This window comes from Mycobacterium sp. (assembly GCF_035633495.1).
GTDB lineage: Bacteria > Actinomycetota > Actinomycetes > Mycobacteriales > Mycobacteriaceae > Mycobacterium.
Window position 1 is genome coordinate 15,021 of sequence record NZ_DASQEU010000143.1, and the last position, 19,390, is coordinate 34,410.

The 19,390-nt window shown below is 64.1% G+C and carries 16 protein-coding genes and 2 pseudogenes; 11 read left to right on the forward strand and 7 right to left on the reverse strand.

All coding sequences use genetic code 11. The annotated features are described in order from the left end of the window. Positions 1 to 64: 64 nt before the first annotated feature. The 3 genes from VET27_RS20885 to VET27_RS20895 form a co-directional block, all read right to left on the reverse strand. A complete protein-coding gene (locus VET27_RS20885) occupies positions 65 to 253 on the reverse strand; it encodes a helix-turn-helix domain-containing protein (RefSeq protein ID WP_526521529.1) in 189 nt (62 codons plus the stop codon). Positions 254 to 531: 278 nt separating this feature from the next. Next, a complete protein-coding gene (locus VET27_RS20890) occupies positions 532 to 1,179 on the reverse strand; it encodes an acetate uptake transporter (protein ID WP_526521530.1) in 648 nt (215 codons plus the stop codon). A gap of 150 nt (positions 1,180 to 1,329) precedes the next feature. Beyond that, a complete protein-coding gene (locus tag VET27_RS20895) occupies positions 1,330 to 6,831 on the reverse strand; it encodes an ATP-binding protein (protein WP_526521531.1) in 5,502 nt (1,833 codons plus the stop codon). A gap of 143 nt (positions 6,832 to 6,974) precedes the next feature. Between VET27_RS20895 and VET27_RS20900 the strand changes: the two genes are divergently transcribed. From VET27_RS20900 to VET27_RS20915, 4 genes are all read left to right on the forward strand, one after another. Further along, complete coding sequence (locus VET27_RS20900; protein WP_526521532.1) at positions 6,975 to 7,274, forward strand: hypothetical protein; 300 nt, start codon at positions 6,975 to 6,977, stop codon at positions 7,272 to 7,274. Positions 7,275 to 7,323: 49 nt separating this feature from the next. Then, the gene (locus tag VET27_RS20905) at positions 7,324 to 7,692 is read left to right on the forward strand and encodes a helix-turn-helix domain-containing protein (protein ID WP_526521533.1); all 369 of its coding nucleotides are present in this window, start codon (positions 7,324 to 7,326) and stop codon (positions 7,690 to 7,692) included. Positions 7,693 to 7,811: 119 nt separating this feature from the next. Further along, on the forward strand, positions 7,812 to 9,542 hold the full coding sequence (locus VET27_RS20910; RefSeq protein WP_526521534.1) for a PHA/PHB synthase family protein: 1,731 nt from the start codon (positions 7,812 to 7,814) through the stop codon (positions 9,540 to 9,542). Next, a complete protein-coding gene (locus VET27_RS20915) occupies positions 9,539 to 10,273 on the forward strand; it encodes an alpha/beta fold hydrolase (protein WP_526521535.1) in 735 nt (244 codons plus the stop codon). The genes VET27_RS20910 and VET27_RS20915 overlap by 4 nt, the downstream gene beginning before the upstream one ends. Before the next feature lie 21 nt (positions 10,274 to 10,294). Here the strand turns inward: VET27_RS20915 and VET27_RS20920 are convergent, their stop codons facing one another. Together VET27_RS20920 and fabG are read right to left on the reverse strand one after the other, a co-directional pair. After that, positions 10,295 to 12,247, reverse strand: coding sequence for a 3-oxoacyl-ACP synthase III family protein (locus VET27_RS20920; RefSeq protein WP_526521536.1), 1,953 nt, complete (start codon positions 12,245 to 12,247; stop codon positions 10,295 to 10,297). Between the two features lie 72 nt (positions 12,248 to 12,319). Continuing rightward, a complete protein-coding gene (gene fabG, locus VET27_RS20925; RefSeq protein WP_526521537.1) occupies positions 12,320 to 13,162 on the reverse strand; it encodes a 3-oxoacyl-ACP reductase FabG in 843 nt (280 codons plus the stop codon). Between the two features lie 523 nt (positions 13,163 to 13,685). On the opposite strand from fabG, the gene VET27_RS20930 reads away from it, so the two are divergent. The 3 genes from VET27_RS20930 (at position 13,686) to VET27_RS20940 (ending at position 14,978) form a co-directional block, all read left to right on the forward strand. Next, positions 13,686 to 14,033 (forward strand): transposase, encoded by a 348-nt coding sequence (locus VET27_RS20930; protein WP_526521538.1) that lies wholly within the window; start codon positions 13,686 to 13,688, stop codon positions 14,031 to 14,033. Between the two features lie 175 nt (positions 14,034 to 14,208). Continuing rightward, the gene (locus VET27_RS20935) at positions 14,209 to 14,457 is read left to right on the forward strand and encodes a DDE-type integrase/transposase/recombinase (RefSeq protein WP_526521539.1); all 249 of its coding nucleotides are present in this window, start codon (positions 14,209 to 14,211) and stop codon (positions 14,455 to 14,457) included. Between the two features lie 134 nt (positions 14,458 to 14,591). Then, the gene (locus VET27_RS20940) at positions 14,592 to 14,978 is read left to right on the forward strand and encodes an integrase core domain-containing protein (RefSeq protein ID WP_526521599.1); all 387 of its coding nucleotides are present in this window, start codon (positions 14,592 to 14,594) and stop codon (positions 14,976 to 14,978) included. On the opposite strand, the gene VET27_RS20945 is transcribed toward VET27_RS20940, so the two are convergent. After that, on the reverse strand, positions 14,952 to 15,371 hold the full coding sequence (locus VET27_RS20945; protein WP_526521600.1) for a DUF4352 domain-containing protein: 420 nt from the start codon (positions 15,369 to 15,371) through the stop codon (positions 14,952 to 14,954). The two genes, VET27_RS20940 and VET27_RS20945, sit on opposite strands and share 27 nt — an antisense overlap. A 482-nt stretch (positions 15,372 to 15,853) precedes the next feature. On the opposite strand from VET27_RS20945, the gene VET27_RS20950 reads away from it, so the two are divergent. Together VET27_RS20950 and VET27_RS20955 are read left to right on the forward strand one after the other, a co-directional pair. Continuing rightward, positions 15,854 to 16,150: a tyrosine-type recombinase/integrase gene (locus tag VET27_RS20950; RefSeq protein ID WP_526521540.1), complete on the forward strand. Its 297-nt coding sequence runs from the start codon at positions 15,854 to 15,856 to the stop codon at positions 16,148 to 16,150. A 381-nt stretch (positions 16,151 to 16,531) separates the two neighbouring features. Then, positions 16,532 to 17,932 (forward strand): wax ester/triacylglycerol synthase family O-acyltransferase, encoded by a 1,401-nt coding sequence (locus VET27_RS20955; protein WP_526521541.1) that lies wholly within the window; start codon positions 16,532 to 16,534, stop codon positions 17,930 to 17,932. A 159-nt stretch (positions 17,933 to 18,091) separates the two neighbouring features. Here VET27_RS20955 and VET27_RS20960 read toward each other — a convergent pair. Beyond that, positions 18,092 to 18,220: pseudogene (locus VET27_RS20960) on the reverse strand (transposase); the annotation flags it as partial. Between the two features lie 371 nt (positions 18,221 to 18,591). On the opposite strand from VET27_RS20960, the gene VET27_RS20965 reads away from it, so the two are divergent. Continuing rightward, entirely contained in the window at positions 18,592 to 19,131 is a 540-nt protein-coding gene (locus tag VET27_RS20965; protein ID WP_526521542.1) for a PucR family transcriptional regulator, read from the forward strand. Between the two features lie 6 nt (positions 19,132 to 19,137). Further along, positions 19,138 to 19,356, forward strand: a pseudogene (locus VET27_RS20970) (site-specific integrase); the annotation flags it as partial. Between the last annotated feature and the right edge of the window lie 34 nt (positions 19,357 to 19,390).

The following is a 19,390-nucleotide window of genomic DNA, read 5'->3' on the forward strand; positions in this document are numbered from 1 at the left end:
CGATCCGTCGGGAGCGGACGCCGGGCAAGACTGTGGCGATAAGCATTGTGGCACAACAGATCGGTCATGCGGAGCGGCCCGATCGATCTCGATCGGCCGGGATTCGACAGGGACTCGGACCGTGAATCGTTCGATCACCCGGCATCGACCCGTCCGCGGAACTGTCCCTTCCTCCGAGGTATCGGTACAAGGTCGCTCGGCTCACTCCGAGGTACTTCGCGATCGCCTTGGCATTGTGGCCGGCGGACTTCATCCGCTTCGCCGTGGCGATGTGCTCGAGGTCGAAGACCTTCCGCGGCCGCCCGAACTTGGTCCCGTTGGCGCGGGAAGTTTGACGCTTCGGCGCGTGCGCTCTTTCACTAGCTCGCGCTCGTACTCGGCGGGGAACTTAAAACACCAATCATCATCCGCCCAGCAGCGGTGGACGAGTCGATCCCGGCGTGTTCGAGGCCATCAGATCCAGCAAGTAAGCCGACACAGTCTGGTCAGGGCCGGTACGGGGGACATCCGCCTCCCGTACGGCCACCGCGGTCAGTTCACGAGTACGCCAGATTCAGGGGCCTTCCTTATTCGCGGGCCCGTGGGCAGGACGACACGCCCGTAGGTCGTGCTGAGGAGTCCGGCAGCGGAGGTGTACCACGCAGCGGCGGCGGCAGCGAGTCCGAAGTAGCCGCCGACCTTCGTCAAGCCTGTCTGCTCGAGGAACGCTCCGAGGGTCAGGAAGACGAAGGCGATCAGAAGTACCGAGAAGGTAGTGAGAATGGCACTGCTGACCCGGATGCTGGCGAACCACATGTAGCTGGTGAAGATGGTCCAGGCCAGCAGGAAGATGCCCACCCCGACGTGTTTTTCGGCGCCCATGTCCGCGGCGGTGTAGGTGACCAGGTACCAGAAGCTCAGCCAAAAGCCGCCATACGAGGAAAAGGCCGTCGCCCCAAAGACGTTGCCTTTGAGGAATTCCCACATGCCAGCCGCGAGCTGGGTGACGCCGCCGTAGAACAGCGCGACTCCCAGGACGGCGGCCTCCGCCTTCGATGAGATGAATCCAGCGTTGGCACTGGAGAGGATGAACGTGGTCAGCGCAAAGGCGGCCAGGCCCAAGGGCCCGGGATCGGCGATGTGGGCGCCCCTGGGTACGGGGACGGCGATCTCATTCGGGTCGTCTTCGAGGTTTGGCATGGGCTGACCATTTTCGTGCGGGAGTAACCGGTACGGAGTTCCCTTACATTCCAAGGAAGATTCGACGTGTTCAGTGTGCGCCTGCGCGACTCGTCGCACTGAATACTGGCCATATCAGCCAAAGTGGTCCGCGGTGCGCCCAATCCGGGCCTACCCGCCGAGCGCCCCCATCGTCCGAGCCATCCCACGCTCTATAGCCTCGACAATCCTCGGGCGCAGTTCTGCCGCCGGAATGATCGCGTGAACTGAACCCACCCTGCGCGCCCGCTCCACGTTGTGGACGGCTTCGAACTCCGCTGCCACCTCGCCCAGCTTGTCCGAACGCACCGCCGCCCTGGTGGCGGAGAGCTTCACCCGCAGGCCGGCATTCGCCGCGTCGTCCGTGGAAGCCGCAAGTTGCGCTTCGAGCTCGCGCACGGCCACGTCGGCAGCGGTACGCGCATTCACGTTTCGGGTGAATACGACTGCGGCCGCAGGTGCGCCGCCGATGACCGACGAGAACGATCCCTCGATGGCCAGCACTTCCATGTTCTCGTTCAGCGCGTTGGAGAAGACCACGAAGGCTCCGCCGTGATAGCGGGAGATCACGCTGAACACGATCGGTCCGTCGAAGTTGACGATGGCCCGGCCGATTTCGGCGCCGTACTCGAGCTGGATGTTCCGCAGAGACTCAGGTGAGCCGTCGAAGCCAGACAGATTTGCCAGCACCAGGAGGGGTCGGTTGCCGCTTGCGGCGTTGATCGCGCGAGCAGTCTTCTTCGAGGACTGCGGAAAGAGGGTTCCCGACGTCCATTGGTCCGGTCCGTCGGCGGGAACCCACCCCTTGCGCGGGATGACCCGCGATTCGATACCGATGACGGACAACGGAATTCCAGCGACGTGCGCGTCGAACACCACGGAGGTGTCGGCGTCCGCCATGTCGGCCCACCGCTCGAGTGTGGGGTGGTCCTGGTCGACCACCGAACGCATGACCGTCCGAATGTCGAACGGCTTCTTGCGGTCCTTGTTGGTGCTGTCCGAGAAGATGTCGCCGACGGTCGTGAATTCACTGCACGGATGCACGTGTGGGAAGTCACGAACGTCACGATCCACCGGGTCGGTAGTCGCCGCGCGACGCGGAAAGCGTTCTGCCGGCGCGATGTACGCGTGCTCGTAATGGGAGAAGAGTACGTCGCAGGCCGCCTGCAGGTTCGGCGCCCAGTACTGGGCTTGACCGTTGGGTCCCATCACGCGGTCGTAGCCGCCGATGCCGAAGTTGTCCTCTGCCGACACTCCCCCGGAGTAATCGAGGGATTGTTTGCCGGTGAGGACCATCGCACTGTCCGGTGTCATGACGAGAATGCCCTTGGTGTGCATCAGCATCGTCGCTTCGGCGTTCCAATACGGCTGCGCGCCGACATTGATTCCCGCGACGATGACGTTGATCTCACCGCCCTTCTGGGTGAACGTGATGATGCGGCGAAGCGCGCGGGACACCCAGTCCATGTTCTCGGTGCCACTCTCCATCGAAATGGTGGCTCCGGAGGACAGGGCGAACCACTCGACCGGTAGCGAAGCCTCTTCGGCAAGATCGATCGCGGCAACGACACGAGCGCACTCGGCTTCGGCGACCGTGCCCAGAGCTTTCGTCGGATCTCCGAACAAGGCGATGCGCGTCATCCCCTCGGGGTAGCGGGTCGTTGGTTTCGACACCATGCCGACGATGATGCCGGCCGTGTTGTGTCCATACGGTCGGTCGACCGGCACGAGCATTCCGGACTCGTCGAAGTCGTACTCGACGAAGCTGCCTTCGCTGCCGGTGAGAAGGGGAATCAGCTCATAGGGGTAAACCGTGCCGCGCGACTGTGAGCGCTGCACCTTCTGCGCGTACTCGTCGAGTGGGCGCATCGGCTCGGTCGGAGGCGCCGTCACGTGCGCGACGATGCCGGCGCCCGCGTTGTAGGAGAAGCGAATCGCCACTCGGCTGTGTTGCGACGTCTGGGCATCCTTGACGCTGGCCAGGATGGTGACCTCTTCGATCCCAGCGTTGACCGTAAGCGGTGCGATCCGTCGCGCGATCGCGGGGAGACGGTCCGCAGGGACGTCGAGCACCGGCCATACGTAAAGTGCGACCCGGTTGGCGTCGAGCCGATTCTTGCCGCGCCGGGCCTGCGCACGGCGAATACCGTCGAGACACGCAGCGAGGGTTCGCTCGATGGCCGGAACCCCGACCACCTCGCCGTCGTCGTTCAGCTGAGTAGTGACGTCACGAACGACGGCCAGCGCCATCAGGCGCTCATCAGCCGGATTGTCCTTCGCCACTACATGGAAGAGGTACGTGCCTGCGGCGGCGGGTAGGCGAGTGCCGTCGAAGTTCTTGAGCCGCCACAGATTGAGGCGTTGCCCGGAGAGCGGATGCATGTCGCGGATCGTCCGGTCCTCCGCCACGCCGCCGTCTCCTGCCGAACGGAACGTGACCTGATTCAGGTTGCGGCCGACCACCGTCACGGTTACTCGGCGCCAGTCGGTCACGCTGGAGTGCGCGGCAAGCACGTCCTGCAACGCAGCCGACAGCTCGTCGCAGTCGGTGGGCGCGTCCGGCCAGGACAAGTAGATGTCGACAACCAGGTTGTCGGCCTTGGGTCCGGCGATTGCGTCGACGGCGTCGAGCGTTGCCGGCAGGCGCGTGCGGTCCGTCACCGTGGATACGAGATGCAGCTGCTCTCCGGCTAGTTCGTAGCTGCCGGTGACGAAACGGTCACCCGCTTCTTCGACCGTCGTGACGTCTTCGAGCGCGCGGATCTCGTAGTACTGACGCGTGACCACCTCGAGCAGCGGGCCAGGATTGGAGATATTTTGTGCCAGAAGGTGCATCAACAGCTCGCGAGTTGCGACAAGGGCATCCATCCTGGATGCGTAGTCCGCGGCGTCGGGATGGTCGGCAAGGTATTGCAAGCCGTCGCGCACGTCGTCATAGACCTGCTCGCGTGCTGTACGGATCTGCGGCTCGTCGAACAGGCGGAACCGCAGGTTCCGCGCGATGTCGCCGATGACCGGGTAGCGCAACTGCGTCGCCACGATGAGCCGCTCCAGTACCTCCCCCACGGCGTTGGTCGGGGCGGGGGCGACATCCTCTGTGGTGAGCCAGCGCCCGAGCAGCGCGGTGATCACGGGTACCTGGTTCTCCATGCGTTGCAACGCGAGGAAGAGCCGGTAGACCGCTTCTTCCAACTCGGGTCCGGGCTCGAGAGTAGCGCCGCCATAGTTGAGCAGCGCGCGAGCGATCTTGGCGCGGAATGCCGTTGGCAGTCCCTCCACCTCGGCGTCGAGGGACTGCAGGAAGGAATGGAAGTGCTCGCGAGGGCTGTGGACGCGCTCGTCGGCTCCCTCTTCGTCCAGGGTCGGACGGTTGCGGGAAAGCTCGCAGACGTCGGCGAAGGTGTCCAGTAGTCCGAGTTCGGCCTCGACGAGTTCTTGGTCGTCGCCGGACTGGCTGTCACGAAGGTCGCCGTACTCCTTGAGCAGGATGCGTGCGCGGCCACCGTTCACGTCGTAACCGGTGATCAGGCTGCGGAGTTCGCTGAGCCGCGCGAGGGCCTCGGTACGAGGGTTCGTGTCCTCGTTCCTTGGCTGGGAACGGAACTCAACTCGCGGCGCTGCTTTGGCAGTCGTATCGGTACTGACCTGGTCCACACGTAGCAGGGTGGCGCCCGCATCAACCTGGCTGTTGACGATGGCAAACACCTCGCGCACACGTCCCGCGGATGGCGCACGCATGGCGGTTTCCATCTTCATGCTTTCCAGGACCACGAGAGTGGCACCAGCCTCGAACTCGTCGCCGATGGCGACCGGCAGAGCCACGACCACGGCCGGAGACGTGGCGCGCACCAGGCCGGCTTCGTCTTGGCTGATGCGATGACTGATGCCGTCCACCTCGACCAGGAACCCGGTGGGGCCCGCGACCGTGACGACCTGGAATCGGTGGTCGCCGAGGGTGAGTCGACTCTCGAATTCGCCGAGTCGTTCGACGTTGACGACGAGTTCGCCGCTGTCCCCGCTGACTCCGTAGCTTCGCGGACCTATCTGTCCGACCGTGAGGTTGTACGTCTGGCCCTGATAGCTGAGTTCTACACTGCGGCCGATGGCGTGGGTGGCGCGTGGTCGACCACCACGTGCCGAGGCCAGGAAGCCCGCACGTTCGAGGCTCTCTTCGGCTTCGTACGCGTCGACCGAGGCAGCGATGAGCGCGATATCGGCCATCTCCGTGGGGCCGGCGGCCGTTGCCGCGCCGGTGCGATCGAGCCAGCCGGTGTCGGCTGACGCGGAGACGACTTCGTCTCGTTCGATCAGATCAAGAAGGAATGACTTGTTGGTCGTGCCCCCGTCGATGACGACGGTGGTCTCACGCAGGCCGGTGCGCAGTCGCGCGAACGCTTCGCTGCGGTCGCGGCCCCAGGCGATCACCTTGGCGACCATCGAGTCGTAGTCGGGCGGAATGACGTCGCCTTGCGCGATTCCGGTGTCGACGCGCAGACCGGAGCCGAGCGGGAACCTCAGCAGCCGTACGGTTCCCGGTGCTGGGGCAAACTCATTGTCGGCGTCCTCGGCGTTGAGTCGGGCCTCGACGGCGTGGCCGAACTCCGGGGGGCATTCGCCGATGAGCGAACCGCCGCCGGCGACGAGAATCTGCAACTTCACCAGGTCGATGCCGGTGGTGACCTCGGTGATCGGGTGCTCGACTTGTAGCCGAGTGTTGACCTCGAGGAACGTGAAGATCTTCTGGTCCGGTTGGTAGAGGTACTCGACGGTGCCGGCGCCGCGATATCCCGCGGCGCGGACGAGTTCGGTTGACACGCTTCGAAGGTGGTCGGCCTGCTCCTTGGTGAGTACCGGGGAGCTGGATTCCTCGATCACCTTCTGGTTTCTACGTTGGATGGAGCAGTCGCGCACTCCCGGTGCCCAGACATTGCCGTAGTTGTCGGCCATGATCTGGACCTCGACGTGGCGGGCATCCGTGACGAGGCGTTCGAGGAATACGACCGGGTCGCCGAACGAGCGCTGCGCCTCGCCCTGCGTGCGTTCGAGCGCGACTTCGAGTTCATCGGGCGCGAACACCTTGCGGATGCCGCGACCACCGCCACCACTACGGGCCTTGATGATGAGCGGATAGCCGATGAACTCCGCGTGACGGCGGGCGTCCTCGCGGGTGTCGACGGGGCCGCGGCTCCACGGTGCGAGCGGAACACCCACCTTCTCGGCCAGAAACTTCGCTTCGACCTTGTCGCCCAGTGTGCGCATCGCGGCGGGGGGCGGCCCGATGAAGGTGAGGTTCATGCGCGCGCAGAGTTCTGCGAAGGCGATGTCTTCGGCGACGAAACCCCAGCCCACCCATACCGCGTCCGCCTTGGCCTCCAGCAGCGCGCGCTCCAGTTCGGTGTGGTCGAGGTACGCGATGCCAGCCGAGGTTCTGCGGAGTGTCACGGCTTCGTCGGCTTGGCGGACGAACATGGCCCGGCGCTCGGCGTCGGTATGCAGAGCGACGGTCGTTATGCCGCAACCGTGTTCCGCATTGAGTTCTCGTACGGCCCGGATGAGGCGGACCGCGGCTTCACCTCTGTTGACCACGCCGATTCGTCTGGGGAACGTGACTGTCAACAGGTCGATTTCGGGCATGCACTCAGCTTATGCACCGCAGCCGGGGCCGAGCGTGGAATCGACAACGGCCACGAAACTGGGCAAGGCAACAGCGAAAATTCAACTAGATCAAGCAAATGCATGCTATAGTTAGCAACACCACCCACTATTGAAGGAGAAACATGACCGACAAGACTGCCGCCGCCCCGACCGTCGTCCCCGAGGCCACCCAAAAGCTTGGTGAGCAAATGGTTTCGGCGGTCAAGCAGAGCCAGAACCTGGCGTTGGACTCGGCCCGTGCGTTCGCAGCGGCGTGTTCGTCGATGCCGGTGAACCCGTCCGCGATCCCCGGTATGGGCTCACTGCCCGATGTTCCGGCAGTGACGGCCTACGGCTTCGACCTCGCCGCCGAATTGCTGGCCGCGCAAAAAGATTTCGCCATGGCTCTGGCGGAGACCCTCACCCCGAGCAAAACTGCCTGAGTCATAATCAGCGTGCGATACTGCGCACGGCGATGACGGGAGCACGGTGATGTCGGAAGAGTCAGCGCGAGACGACAATCTTCTGGGTTCGTTCATCCGCGCGCAGCGACAGATGGCCAATCTGTCGTTGCGCGAGCTTTCGGCGATGACCTCAGTGTCCAACCCCTATCTCAGCCAGGTCGAGCGAGGGTTGTCCGAGCCCTCGGCCCGCGTGCTGAAGTCGATCGCAATGGCACTGAACGTCTCGGCCGAAGCACTGTTCGCCCAGGCCGGCTTGATACCCGAAACCCGACCCGAAGACGATGCAACGGAAACCGCACTGCGCGTGGATCCCCGACTCACCGGGCCGCAGAAACGGGCGCTTCTCGCCGTGTACCGAAGCTATCTCGACGCCAACGGTCATGGCGCAGATGGCTGATGGCAGAATATGATTGATGGTGTCAGTTCGCATGTGGGCGTGACCCGCTCCCGCGCATGTTCTTCAAAGTATTGAGCCACTAGGGGAATCGTCTTCCCCGCCCAATCGAAGGAGGCCTCATGGCCTCGTCAGACGCTCCCACCCCCTCCCCGTCACGTTCAGTTCTCGACTTGCCCGGCGTCGCCGAGAATGTCATCTCCGGGGCCGACCCCGCCGCCCTGATCCGCGAGCTGCTGGCCACCGCCGCGATGACGCTGAAGCATCCAGCCGCAATCATCGCTGCCAGCGCACGTCTGGCCTGGGGCTCTGCGGGGGCATTCCAAGCCGCCGCCGGACGTTCCATCGGCCATGACAATCCCGGTCCCATCGCGATCGCCCGAGGCGACAAACGGTTCTCCGATCTGGCATATCAGGAAAATCCCTCATACTTCCTTCTTGCGCAACATTTCTTGTTGTTCGACCAACTCGTCGCCGAACTACTCGATGCCGCGGGAGTGAGTGGATCGCGAGAAGCGAAGGCGCGCTTCGCCGCGAAATTCCTCGTCGATGCGCTCGCGCCCACGAACACCCTGCTCGGTAACCCCGCGGCGATCCGCAGGGCGTTCGACACCGGCGGCAAGAGCATCGGCAGGGGCCTCAAGAATTTGGTGCACGATCTTCGTCACAACGATGGATGGCCCTCGCAAGTCGACAGCTCCGAATTCGAGGTTGGCGTCAACATGGGTGCCACCCCGGGGAGCGTCGTCTACCGCAGCGATCTGATCGAGTTGATCCAATACTCGCCCCAGACGCCGGATACGCACGCGATCCCGTTGCTCTTCTGTCCGCCCTGGATCAACAAGTTCTACATCATGGATCTTGCACCGGGCAAAAGCCTGATCGAGTGGGCGGTTCAACACGGACACACGTGCTTTGCCATCAGTTACCGCAATGCCGATGCGTCCATGAGCGAGCTCGGATTCCGCGACTACCTGTTCCAAGGACCGCTGGACGCCGTGCGAGTGGTTCGCGACATCACCGGTGCCCCAGCGGTAAACACGGTGTCGGTGTGCCTTGGTGGAACGCTCACCGCCATCGGGCTGGCGTACAACGCGGCACGCGGTGACGAGTCCATCAGGACCGCAACATTTCTCAATACCCATACGGACTTCACCGAGCCAGGCTCACTCGGCACGTTCACCGACGAGGCGACGGTCGCGGGACTCGAGAAGCAGATGCTGAAGAAGGGGTTCCTGGACTCGACGACGATGGCACGGACCTTCAGTGCCCTGCGGCCAAACGACCTGATCTTCGCCTACGTGGTGAACAATTGGCTCCTTGGTAACAAGCCGCCGTCGTTCGACCTGCTGGCCTGGAACGAAGACTCCACCCGCATGCCGGCCCGGATGCATTCGGAGTATCTGCGGTCGTGCTACGTACGCAACGAATTCGCTCGCGGCGAGTTCGAAATCGACGGCCAGTGTCTCGATCCCGGCCTCATCGACGTCGATACGTACGTGTTGTCTGCCGTGGACGACCATGTGGTGCCGTGGATCTCGGGCTACAAGACCACTCAGCTGCTGGGTGGCAAGAGCAGGTTCGTCCTGAGTACATCCGGCCACATTGCCGGTATCGTCAACCCGCCCGGCCCCAAGGCCAAGCACTGGGTGAACGCCAGCCTTCCCGCCGACCCGCGTGAATGGAAGGCGGACGCGAAATTGGTGGACGCCACCTGGTGGCTGGACTGGACTCAGTGGATCGCCGACCGGGGCGGGGAAATGATTCCCGCACCGCAACTCCCGGGCAACGAGGACTATCCGCCGATCGAGAAGGCCCCGGGCACCTACGTCCGACCGAGCGACGCCGCGTGACCCATCCGCCGGAGACCATCGACTCGGAGGCATTCGTGCTGTCGATTCGTGGCCTGCGGATTGCTGCGCGAACCATCGGATCGGGTGATCCGGTGTTGTTGCTCAACGGCTTGGCCCGCCCGATGGAGAGCTGGAGGTACTTCGCCGACGCGCTTCGCGACAGCACCGTCATCACATTGGATGGTCCTGGGGTCGGCCTGAGCGAGACCCCGATCCTTCCGCACTCGATGCCGATGTTGGCGGATGTCGCTGCACGAGTCCTCGATGCAGTTGGCGTTGAGAAGGCGGATGTCGTCGGCTTCTCGCATGGCGGCGCAGTCGCACAGCAGCTCGCGGTCGGCCACCCCGCACGCGTGAATCGGCTCGTGCTGTTGTCGACGTCGTGTGGAGTCGGGGCGGTTCCAGGCCGCAGCCGCGACGTCACGCGCAGCTGGCTTGCACCGAACCGCGGAACACGTTGGCCGCCAGCGGATCCGTTGGGCTTGCTGTGGCAGATCGCGGCCATCTCGACCTGGTCGAGCATCCCTGTGCTCGGCTGTATCGACGCACCCACTCTGGTGATCTGCGGTGACCACGACCGTGTCGTCCCACCGGCCAACAGCAGGCTACTTGCGGCACGCATCCGCAACGCCCGCCTCGTCACGATCGAGGCCGGCCACGATCTGCAAACACCTGGTCCGGCGGCCGCTGCCGGGCAACTGGTGCAGCGGTTTCTCGATCCGGCGACCTGAGGTCACACGGCCGTCGGGCCCTCAACCGAAGGCAAGGGCCATGTCGGCTGCGGTCGGCACGGCAACCGACTCGGCAATCGCGTCCGACTCAGCAGGGGATGCCACCTGATCGTCGGGCGCGACGACGGCAGGATCGACGCGGAGAACCGCGTAGCCAGCAACCGCGCCGGCCCCGAAACCAGGAGCGAAAACCCTTGTCGGCGTGGTGATCACTTGATCACGGACCGCGTCGTGAATGGCCAGCGGAATACTCGCCGAGGAGGCGTTGCCCACCCGTTCGATGTTGAAGTACAGCTGATCCGGCGACAGACCTGCGCCGGTCGCCAGGTCGATCACCATGGTCTTGTTCGCTTGGTGCGGGATGATCAGTTCGACGCTCGCCAGCAGCGAATCTGCGGCCCCATCCGGGTCTGGCAGGGCCCTGACGTCGTCGAGCATCTGCGTGAGGTAGCGGCCGGCCAGCGCCTTCACCTCGGGGCCGTACACCGTGATGTTGTTGCCAAACGCGGGGTTTGGCCACAGGATCGAGTTGACCTGGCTGGTCGGGCCGCTGGCATAGGTCTGGATGTACTCGATATCCGGCGGTGAACCCTCGGGTGCAGGGCCGATGACAAGGGCGGCCGCGCCGTCGCCGAAGATCATCCGGGATGGCCGGACGTTCCCGATCTTGTCGGAGAACTTCTCCGCGCAGACCACCAGCACCGGTCGTCGAACGAGTTGGAGAATTCTGACCGCCTCGGCCAGCCCATAGCTGAGGCCGGCACACGCGGCGACGAGGTCGAACGAGCAGTGCGTCTGCTGAATGCCCAACGCGCCGGAGATCCAGGTCGCGATCGACGGTATCAGCCGAGAACTGGTGCAGGTGCAGACGATAACCGCCCCGATTTGGTCTGGACTCACGCCGGCGTGAGCCAGCGCCGACCGGGCAGCCCGCAACGAGAGTTCCTCGATGCTGCCCGAGGTGTAGCGACGCTGCTCGATGCCGGTCTTGTCACGGATCTCCTCCGCAGACATGGGCGACCAGTTGTAGGCGCTGTTGCGGATGAGATCGTCGTTGGTGCACACCTGGTCGCCGTGAGCCGCGGCGATGGCCTCGATGCGAGGCTGTACCGCAAAGTCGTTGCGCACGTCGATCGCAGGGTACGGGCGGATGGGCGCAAACAATTCCGGGACAGCCGGGACAGCCTTCTTCGCCGCGTGCCCGGAGGCGATGCGGGACAGGAAGTTCGCCACCTCGGGATCACGCGGGTGGAATACCACCACGTAGTCGTCATCGTGCAGTTCACTGACCGCGACCAGGGCGGCTTCGCTGCGACCCCACGGATACTGATTGTGCAGGACCATCGACCAGCGGCGTAGCGCCTCCAGTTCAGCCACATCCTCATTGCAGTCAATGATCTCGGCGTAGCTGTACCGGCGGAAGTCGGGGTCGAATCGATTCAGGCGGAGAGTTTGATTACCGGGGTCAGAGAGCAACTCGGCAACCGTGGGTACGACGGCCGAAAGCTTGGTCGCGTGGTTTCTACGATGGCCGAACACGTCGAAGAGGATCTCGAAGATGCTGTCCTCGACCTCGTCATCCCACTGCGCCGGAAGATTCGGGTAGGCGGAAAACACCGCGGACACCTTGGTTTCGCTGTCCAACCACGGCGTCTGGACTGGCACGAAGACGTCGTCGCGGGTGCGCGGAACGTCGGCCCACCGGGTAGGCCGGACATCGAACATCGTCATCTTGAAACGATTGGCCCAGAACAGGTTGAGCGCCATGTCTCGCATCAACTCGAACTTGCTTTGGTAGGCGCCCGTCTTGATCTGCTCGAGGATGTCTGTCCCTGTGGGCGCTTTGGAATCGAAGTCACGCCGGACGACGGCATCGAGCTGCTCAAGGCTCTCGAAGGTCGAAAAGTCAAGATCGGGAAAGCAATTGGAGGGAAAGACGATCTTGCCGTGCTTGTTCAGTTCAAAAGCATCCATTGCCCATCACCTTCACTGAGAGGTTTGCGCGTTGATGTGACTCCAGGCGATGCCCAACAGGTCCCGAACCGATCACATGTCCAGACCACCGTTGACTCCCCATACCTGTCCGGTGATGTACCCGGAGGCGTCGGCGGCCAGGAAGTGCACCACGCGGGCAATCTCATCCGGCCGGGCAAGGCGGCCCGCGGGGATGGTGGTCTTGATTCGGTCGAGTACCTTCTCGGGGATGGACTCGACCATCTCGGTCGCCACGTAACCGGGTGTGACGGTGTTGACCGTGACGCCGATACCGTCTTCACTCAACTTGTCCGCGCGCGCCAGCTGGAAACACGCCTCGCGCGCCAGTGTCTTCGTCAGGCCGAACAGTCCGGCCTTGGAAGCGGCGTAGTTCGCCTGACCGATGGCGCCCGTTTCACCGATGACCGAAGAGACGATGACGATCCGCCCGCTGCCGCGCTCGAGCATGTGCGCCAACGCCGCCTGGGCGAGGAAGAACGCCCCGGACAGGTTCACCGCGATGACCTTGTTCCATTCCTCGTCGGTCATCCTTGCCACCGTTTTGTCGATGGTGATGCCGGCGTTGTTGATCAGGATGTCGAGGCGGCCGTGACGCTCGATCACCTCGCGGACGGTCCGTCGGCAGTCATCACCGTTCGAGACGTCGCCCTGATGGACGCTGACCTCGCCGCCCTCACTGGCTTCCGACAACTCGGCGAGGAACTTTTGCGCCTCTACGGTATTCGTGCTGTACCCCGCCGCTACCGTCGCACCCTGGTGGGCCAGGCTTTTGCTGATCGCGGCGCCGATCCCACGGGTGCCGCCCGTCACGAAGGCGACGCGCCCACGGAGCTTCCCTCCCCACGCCTCTGCGAACCGAGACTCGCCGATCTGATCAACGGACGTCGCTGTCATCATGATCCTTATCTTTGAAGTTGTGCTTCTCGTGGTTCCTCGGCTGTCACAGCGGTGGTGGTGGTGGTGACGAGGACGGACGGGGGTCTGGCCGGTACTTCGGTCGTGACGACATCGCACTCAAGCGCGGACGCGACGAGTAGGTCGGTGGGGAACCGGGCGAGGTGGGTGACCTCGACGTACCGGGAGTGCAGTCCACAACACAACCATCCAAGCCTTTTGCCATCGCGACATACGCCGAGGGGAGGCAAATCGGGGCGAGCTTCGAGACTCTGGGTGCGGTAGACGTTGCTTGCGCGATCACGGCCGCTAAGCGGCGATCGCGTTACCAGACCGGCATTTTCTTGCCCTGTTCAGTGCACTCTCGATGCCACCCAATGTCAAGCGATGCACCCCGGCCTTATCCTCGAGGCCACCTTCACCATCCCGAGTTTGATGCAGACTCTGATGTACCCCGGGTTGTCCGGAGTCCGTTTGCTTGACTTCTGGTCACGACGTCCACAAAGGAGCCGTGCCCGTGCCCATGCGTTATCCCGAAGAGTTCCTCCGCAAAGTGCTCGACGTGGTGGCCGCCGGCCGCCCGGTGGCCCAGATCGCTGCCGATCTGGAGATCAGCGACCAGACCATCTACGACTGGCGCCGCCAGGAGCTGATCGATAAAGGACAGCTGCCGGGATTGAACCGCACTGAGCTGTCCGAGCTCAGCGCGGCCAACAAGCGCACCGATGAACTGGAGACCGAGGTGGCCATCCTGAAAAGGGTCCGTGAGCTGCTCCGGGAGCCGCACGACCCAAAAGACGGTACGCGGGCATACCGACTATGTCCGCAGAAGGACTCCCCGTACAGAAGGCGTGTCGAAGGCTCGAGGTAGCCGAGTCGGGCTTCTATGAGTGGCGGTCTCGGGCGCCGTCAGCACGGTCGGTCCGCCATGCCGGGCTCACCGACCAGACCCGGGCCGTGCACACCGCCTCACGTGGCACCTACGGCGGGTCCACGCCGAACTGACCCTCGGGCTGGGGCTGGCGGTCGGGCATAACCAGGTCGAGATGCTGATGACCCGAGCCGCGAGAAAGGGACTGCCGGGTAACCGGCGCCCCCGACCCCGACACGAGACCCCGACAGCCGCCGATCTGGTCGAGCGGATGCTCACCCGCGAAGCGCCAAACCGGTTGTGGGTCAACGACATCACCGAACATCGCACCTACGAAGGCAAGGTGTACTGTGCAGTCGTTCTGGAACCGTTCTCCCGACGTGTGGTCGGATGGTCGATCGACTCGAGTCAGCCGCGGCGCTAGTCGCCAACGCGCTGAGTATGGCCATCGCCAATCGCGACCCCCAATCGGGCGGGATCATTCATTCCGACCACGGCGTGCAGTTGACCTCGTGGGCCTTTACAGATAGCGCCAAGCGCTCTGGACTGGTGCCATCCATGGGCTCGATCGGTCAATGCTACGACAACGCGATGATCGAATCTTTCTGGGGCAGAATGCGAACGGAGCTACTCAACCGCAAGCGATGGAAGTCACGCGTAGAGCTAGGCAACGCAATATTCGACTACCTAGAAATCTTCCAAAACCGGCAACGCCGTCATTCCGCCCTCGGGATGCGCACTCCGATAGAGTTCGAACTGCTACGCCATCCGCCCAACCCGTGGCCTGAAACCAGGTATAGCGACACCGCCGAACCAGGGGCACATCATTTACGGCCGGTCGACGCGCGAACGGCCCGCCCGGAGAGTGGTGACGGGCCGAACAATAGATCAGACGCGGGGAAACGTGAATCGGTTCGTTCAGAGTGCGACTTTGGCGCCACCTGAGAACATCGAGTCATGAAACTCCAGCTCTGCGGACTTGGTGCCAGGCGGCACGTCGAAGGCCGTCTTGACTTGAATGGAGTTGCCGGGATTGATGTCGGCCATAAGTGCGCCCTCGTCGTTCATCCACATATCTGCAGAGGAGTCCACGCCATACTCGCGACCCGACGTGTCGATGAGCTTCTGGTTTGACCCAAAATACGATTGAGTCTTGTCGCCGATGTTCCTGACGGACAGCGTCAGGATGATGAACTCGCCTTGCGCGTTTGCGATCATGTACGGATTGCTCAGGTCACCAGCCTGCGTCGGGCGCGTCATCCCGACCACGCGGAACTCGAACTTGCCGTCGCGACGTCGGCGAGGCGAACCCCGCCCGAATTGATGCGGCTCTGCGATCGATGCGAAGTGCGCACGAACCGACAACGGCGCGGCAGTCGAAAACCATCCTTCACGGCGCCCTCCAGCTGGCGGTGATGGCGAACGTGCTCGGCAGCAATCCGGTGCGGGACGTGCAGACGATCAGGTCGAAGAACCGGCCAAAGGGCGCAACCCGCTCACTGCCGACGAGCTGCGCCAGCTGGTGGCGAAGGTGCGCGCTTCTGCCTACTGCCGACACCACGATTTGGCCGACCCGATCACCGTGCTCGCCGCAACCGGGCTGCGGGAGTCTGAACTACTCGGACTCCTGTGGCGCGACTTCGACGCAGACGCCGGCATCCTGACGGTGACCGGAATGTTGGGCCGGGCCGCCCGGCAAGGGTTGCCACGACATGACACGGCCAAAAGCGACGCCGGCCTGCGCACCCTGCCGCCTGCCTCGCTTCGCCGTCGACGTCCTCAAGGCACGGCGCCATCTACCCTTCCTCGGCGAGCAGGAGATGATCTTCCCGTCCACGGCGGGGACGCTGCGTCACCCTAACAATTTCAACCAGCAGTGGCGGCAGATCCGTGACGAGCTCGGCGCGTCCAACGCGAACACTCACAGCTTTCGCAAGTCCCTTGCCACGTTGATTGACGACGAAGGCTTGTCGGCGCGCATCGGCGCCGACCACCTCGGCCACACCAACGTCTCGATGACGCAGGACGAGTACAGGAGCCGCGGACGCGTTCACACGCAAGTGGCCGACCTGCTGGACCGAGTCATCGTTGTAATGACTCACAGAAAACGATCTTGAGTAGGGCGACTGGGACTTGAACCCAGGACCAACGGATTTCCGATCCGTGGTTCTGAATAGTTCCTAGGAAGCTCCGTTAATCGTTGCCGCACAATCCGTTTCACTGCAACTGACACAAGGGTGGCGAAGCCATCACGTGGTGACGTCGAAGACGCTCTTTACTCGACCGATCGGGAAGTCAGACACTGCCGAATGAGCTCGCACTCAGCTTAGGACTTTGGCCCCTATTTCCCGGCGTCCGGGCAAGCCAAGACTGAAACCGCACGAAAAGCCTTCTGCACCGCTGCGAGGCAAGGACCGCCGTGGCGGCCCGCGCCCGGTTTCCGGCGAGCGGCGGGTACGCGTAGTCGAAGCACGAATGATGTCCAGAGGACTGCAGCTATGACCAAACCGATTCCGCCGCTTGACCTTTTATGGCTGCTGATCGAGTCACCGGGCAGCACGACGCACGTCGGGGCGATGCTGCTGTTCAAAAAGCCCGCGGGCCGCAGGCCCGTCGTGCGCGAGATCGTGGAGGCGTACCGGGCGCAGCGGCCCGCGCCGCCGTTCACCTATGTCCCGGAGCTCCTGGGCGGCGCGCCCCATTTCCGGGAGGTGGCGAGCTGGGACCCGCGGTACCACATCCAGCATCTGTCGCTGCCCGCGGGAGCCTGCTATGACGACCTGCTGCGGCTCGTGGCCGATCTGCACGAGCCGATGATCGATCGCGACCGCCCGCTGTTTCGCTGCTGGGTGATCGATGGGGTGCCGGGCGGCATGTTCGCGATCTACACGAAGAGCCATCACTCCATCATCGACGGCGCCTCCGGCATGAAGATCCTGTACGCAGGCCTGAGCACGTCCGCTCAGCCCACGATCGACAGACCCGCCTTTGCGCTCGGCGTGCCGGTGCCCAAGCCGCGCCCGCCGACGCCGGTCACGCAGAGAATCGCCGACTCGATCCGCGCGGCGGTCACGCAGGTCGAGGCGCTCAACCAGGTCTCGGTCGGCGCGCTGCGCAAGACGTTGGCCGGGCTCGTGGGCTCGCATCTCGACGGCAGCCTGCCGTTCACGGCGCAGCACGCCCCGACCAACGAGCCGCTCACAATGGGGCGCAGGTTCGCGACGCTCGCGCTGCCGCTCGAGGAGATGCACGAAATCGGCCGGCACTTCGGGGCGACCCTCAACGACGTGGCCGTCACCGTCATCGACGCCGGGCTGCATGCCTACCTGCGCGAGACCGGCCGCGCCTTTACCCACCCGTTCATCTCGATGTGTCCGGTGTCGCTGCGTGCCGACGGCGACACCGCGATCGGCACCCGGGTGTCGGCGATGTTCGTGCGGCTCGGCGAGCCCGACGCGACCGTGCCGCAGCGGATCCGGCAAGTGGTGGACTCGGTCGCCACGGCCAAAAAGGAGCTGCGCGGCATGTCGAAGGACGCGGCGATGACCTACGCGGTCGGAGTCGTCGCGCTCGCGGGTCTGGCCGCCTCGACGCACCTGGACCGGGTCGGGCACCCGGCCTGCAACCTGGTCATTTCCAACGTGCCGGGCGCCAGGGAGCCCCGGTATCTCAACGCTGCACGCCTCGTCGGCATCTACCCGGTCTCCGCGCTCGCCGCCTCGATCGGGCTGAACGCCACGCTCACCTCCTACCACGACCATATGGACTTCGGGTTCGTCGCAAACGCCGCGGCGATCGACGACGTGGCCGAGCTCGCGCATCACACGCTGCAGGCCTACACGGAGCTGAAAGAAGCGGCTGGAAAGCAGCCGGCTGGTCGCAAGCGCACGCCGTCCTGACCGACCGCTACCTCGAGCCTCGCGAGCCGACCGACCGACCGACCGACCGACCGACGACGAAACATGTTGTGGTGAGTTTCTAGCCGTTGCGTGGGGGTTTCCCTACGTGTTCCAACTCGCTGTCCGCGGTTCCTGAGGCGTTGTACGCGGTCAGCCGGTGTCCAGGAACGGCACGAACTCTGTCCAGGCGTTCTCCCACAATCGAATGATGGCCGGGTATTGGGCGCCCCATTTCGCGGTGAACTCGACGAAGCGTTCCTTGGCCGCCGCCTCCGTCGACGAACTGAACCTGGCCACGACTGTGTTCGGCGTGGCTCTTTGCCTACGTCGACACCGCGCTGTGCCTGGCCGAGGAGGTGGACACCACCGAGCGAACGGTGGCTGCGCAGCGCCGCGGCGAGCCAGGCCGAGATGGTCAGCACCATCCTGTCCGGGCAATCCATCGACATCGACGTCGCCGGCCAACGCCTGCGCCACGACCTGCGCCGGGTGCACGTGGCCGCAGTCGCTTGGCTGGACGCTCACGAAGAGGGCCGCAACACCCATGCCCTGCTCGAAGCCGCCATTCCGCGACATCGCCGCGGCGATCGGCACCCAGCGACCTCTCATTCAGCCCCTCGGCACACTCTCGGTCGCCGACTGGGAGCACCAGCAGCCCGGTGCCGTCCAGGGTGCTCGACGAACTGCGGTTCCGGACGGCGACGGCACCGGGCGTCCGGGTCGCGATCGGCGAACCGGCACGCGACATCGCGGGCTTTCGTGCCAGCCATGTAGAGGCACTCGAAGCGCAGAGCATCGCGCGGTTGGCGGGGCGTCGCGAGGGAAGCATCACCCGGTACGGCGACATTTCGCTGCGCGCACTTGCGACGGCGAACATCGGCCAAGCCCGGGGCTTCGTTGCACGCGAGCTGGGCGCACTGGCGGATGGCGATGACACCACCCGCCGGCTCGCCGCGACCGTGCGCACCAATCTCGACGAGAACGGAAGCCGCGCCAGGACAGCCAAACGACTCAGCGTTCACGAGAACACCGTGACCTACCGGCTCAGGCAAGCCGAGGAACTGTTGGGGCGGTCAGTGGACAAACGCACGCTCGAGTTGCGGGTTGCACTCGCCTTGGCCGATCTCGTCGACGAGACGCATGGAACGAGCGGGTCGACTCCTGCCGACACTTCGGCATATGCGGGCATCCACAACTGAGGCGCGCGACAGGTGCGGGACGGGGTCGGGGCCGCCAGCGTGACCACGCACAGTTTCCGCAAGACGGTCGCCGCCCTGATCGACGGCGGGGGCCTGTCCGCGCGGATCGGTGCCGACCACCTGGGACACACCAACGTGTCGATGACGCAGGACAGGTACATGGCCCGAGGTCGGAGCCAGATCGAGGTAGCCGATCTCCTTGACCGAGCCATAAACGACGAATAAACATCGACTCGAAAAAATCGATCTTGAAAAAACA

Bases quoted from the DNA above. Each gene is read 5' to 3' on its own strand.
- fabG (WP_526521537.1), bottom strand. From the start codon at position 13,162: ATGACAGCGACGTCCGTTGATCAGATCGGCGAGTCTCGGTTCGCAGAG.
- VET27_RS20905 (WP_526521533.1), top strand. From the start codon at position 7,324: ATGTCGGAAGAGTCAGCGCGAGACGACAATCTTCTGGGTTCGTTCATC.
- VET27_RS20935 (WP_526521539.1), top strand. From the start codon at position 14,209: ATGCTGATGACCCGAGCCGCGAGAAAGGGACTGCCGGGTAACCGGCGC.
- VET27_RS20900 (WP_526521532.1), top strand. From the start codon at position 6,975: ATGACCGACAAGACTGCCGCCGCCCCGACCGTCGTCCCCGAGGCCACC.
- VET27_RS20940 (WP_526521599.1), top strand. From the start codon at position 14,592: ATGGGCTCGATCGGTCAATGCTACGACAACGCGATGATCGAATCTTTC.
- VET27_RS20920 (WP_526521536.1), bottom strand. From the start codon at position 12,247: ATGGATGCTTTTGAACTGAACAAGCACGGCAAGATCGTCTTTCCCTCC.
- VET27_RS20890 (WP_526521530.1), bottom strand. From the start codon at position 1,179: ATGCCAAACCTCGAAGACGACCCGAATGAGATCGCCGTCCCCGTACCC.
- VET27_RS20950 (WP_526521540.1), top strand. From the start codon at position 15,854: ATGATCTTCCCGTCCACGGCGGGGACGCTGCGTCACCCTAACAATTTC.
- VET27_RS20955 (WP_526521541.1), top strand. From the start codon at position 16,532: ATGACCAAACCGATTCCGCCGCTTGACCTTTTATGGCTGCTGATCGAG.
- VET27_RS20885 (WP_526521529.1), bottom strand. From the start codon at position 253: ATGAAGTCCGCCGGCCACAATGCCAAGGCGATCGCGAAGTACCTCGGA.
- VET27_RS20895 (WP_526521531.1), bottom strand. From the start codon at position 6,831: ATGCCCGAAATCGACCTGTTGACAGTCACGTTCCCCAGACGAATCGGC.
- VET27_RS20910 (WP_526521534.1), top strand. From the start codon at position 7,812: ATGGCCTCGTCAGACGCTCCCACCCCCTCCCCGTCACGTTCAGTTCTC.
- VET27_RS20930 (WP_526521538.1), top strand. From the start codon at position 13,686: ATGCGTTATCCCGAAGAGTTCCTCCGCAAAGTGCTCGACGTGGTGGCC.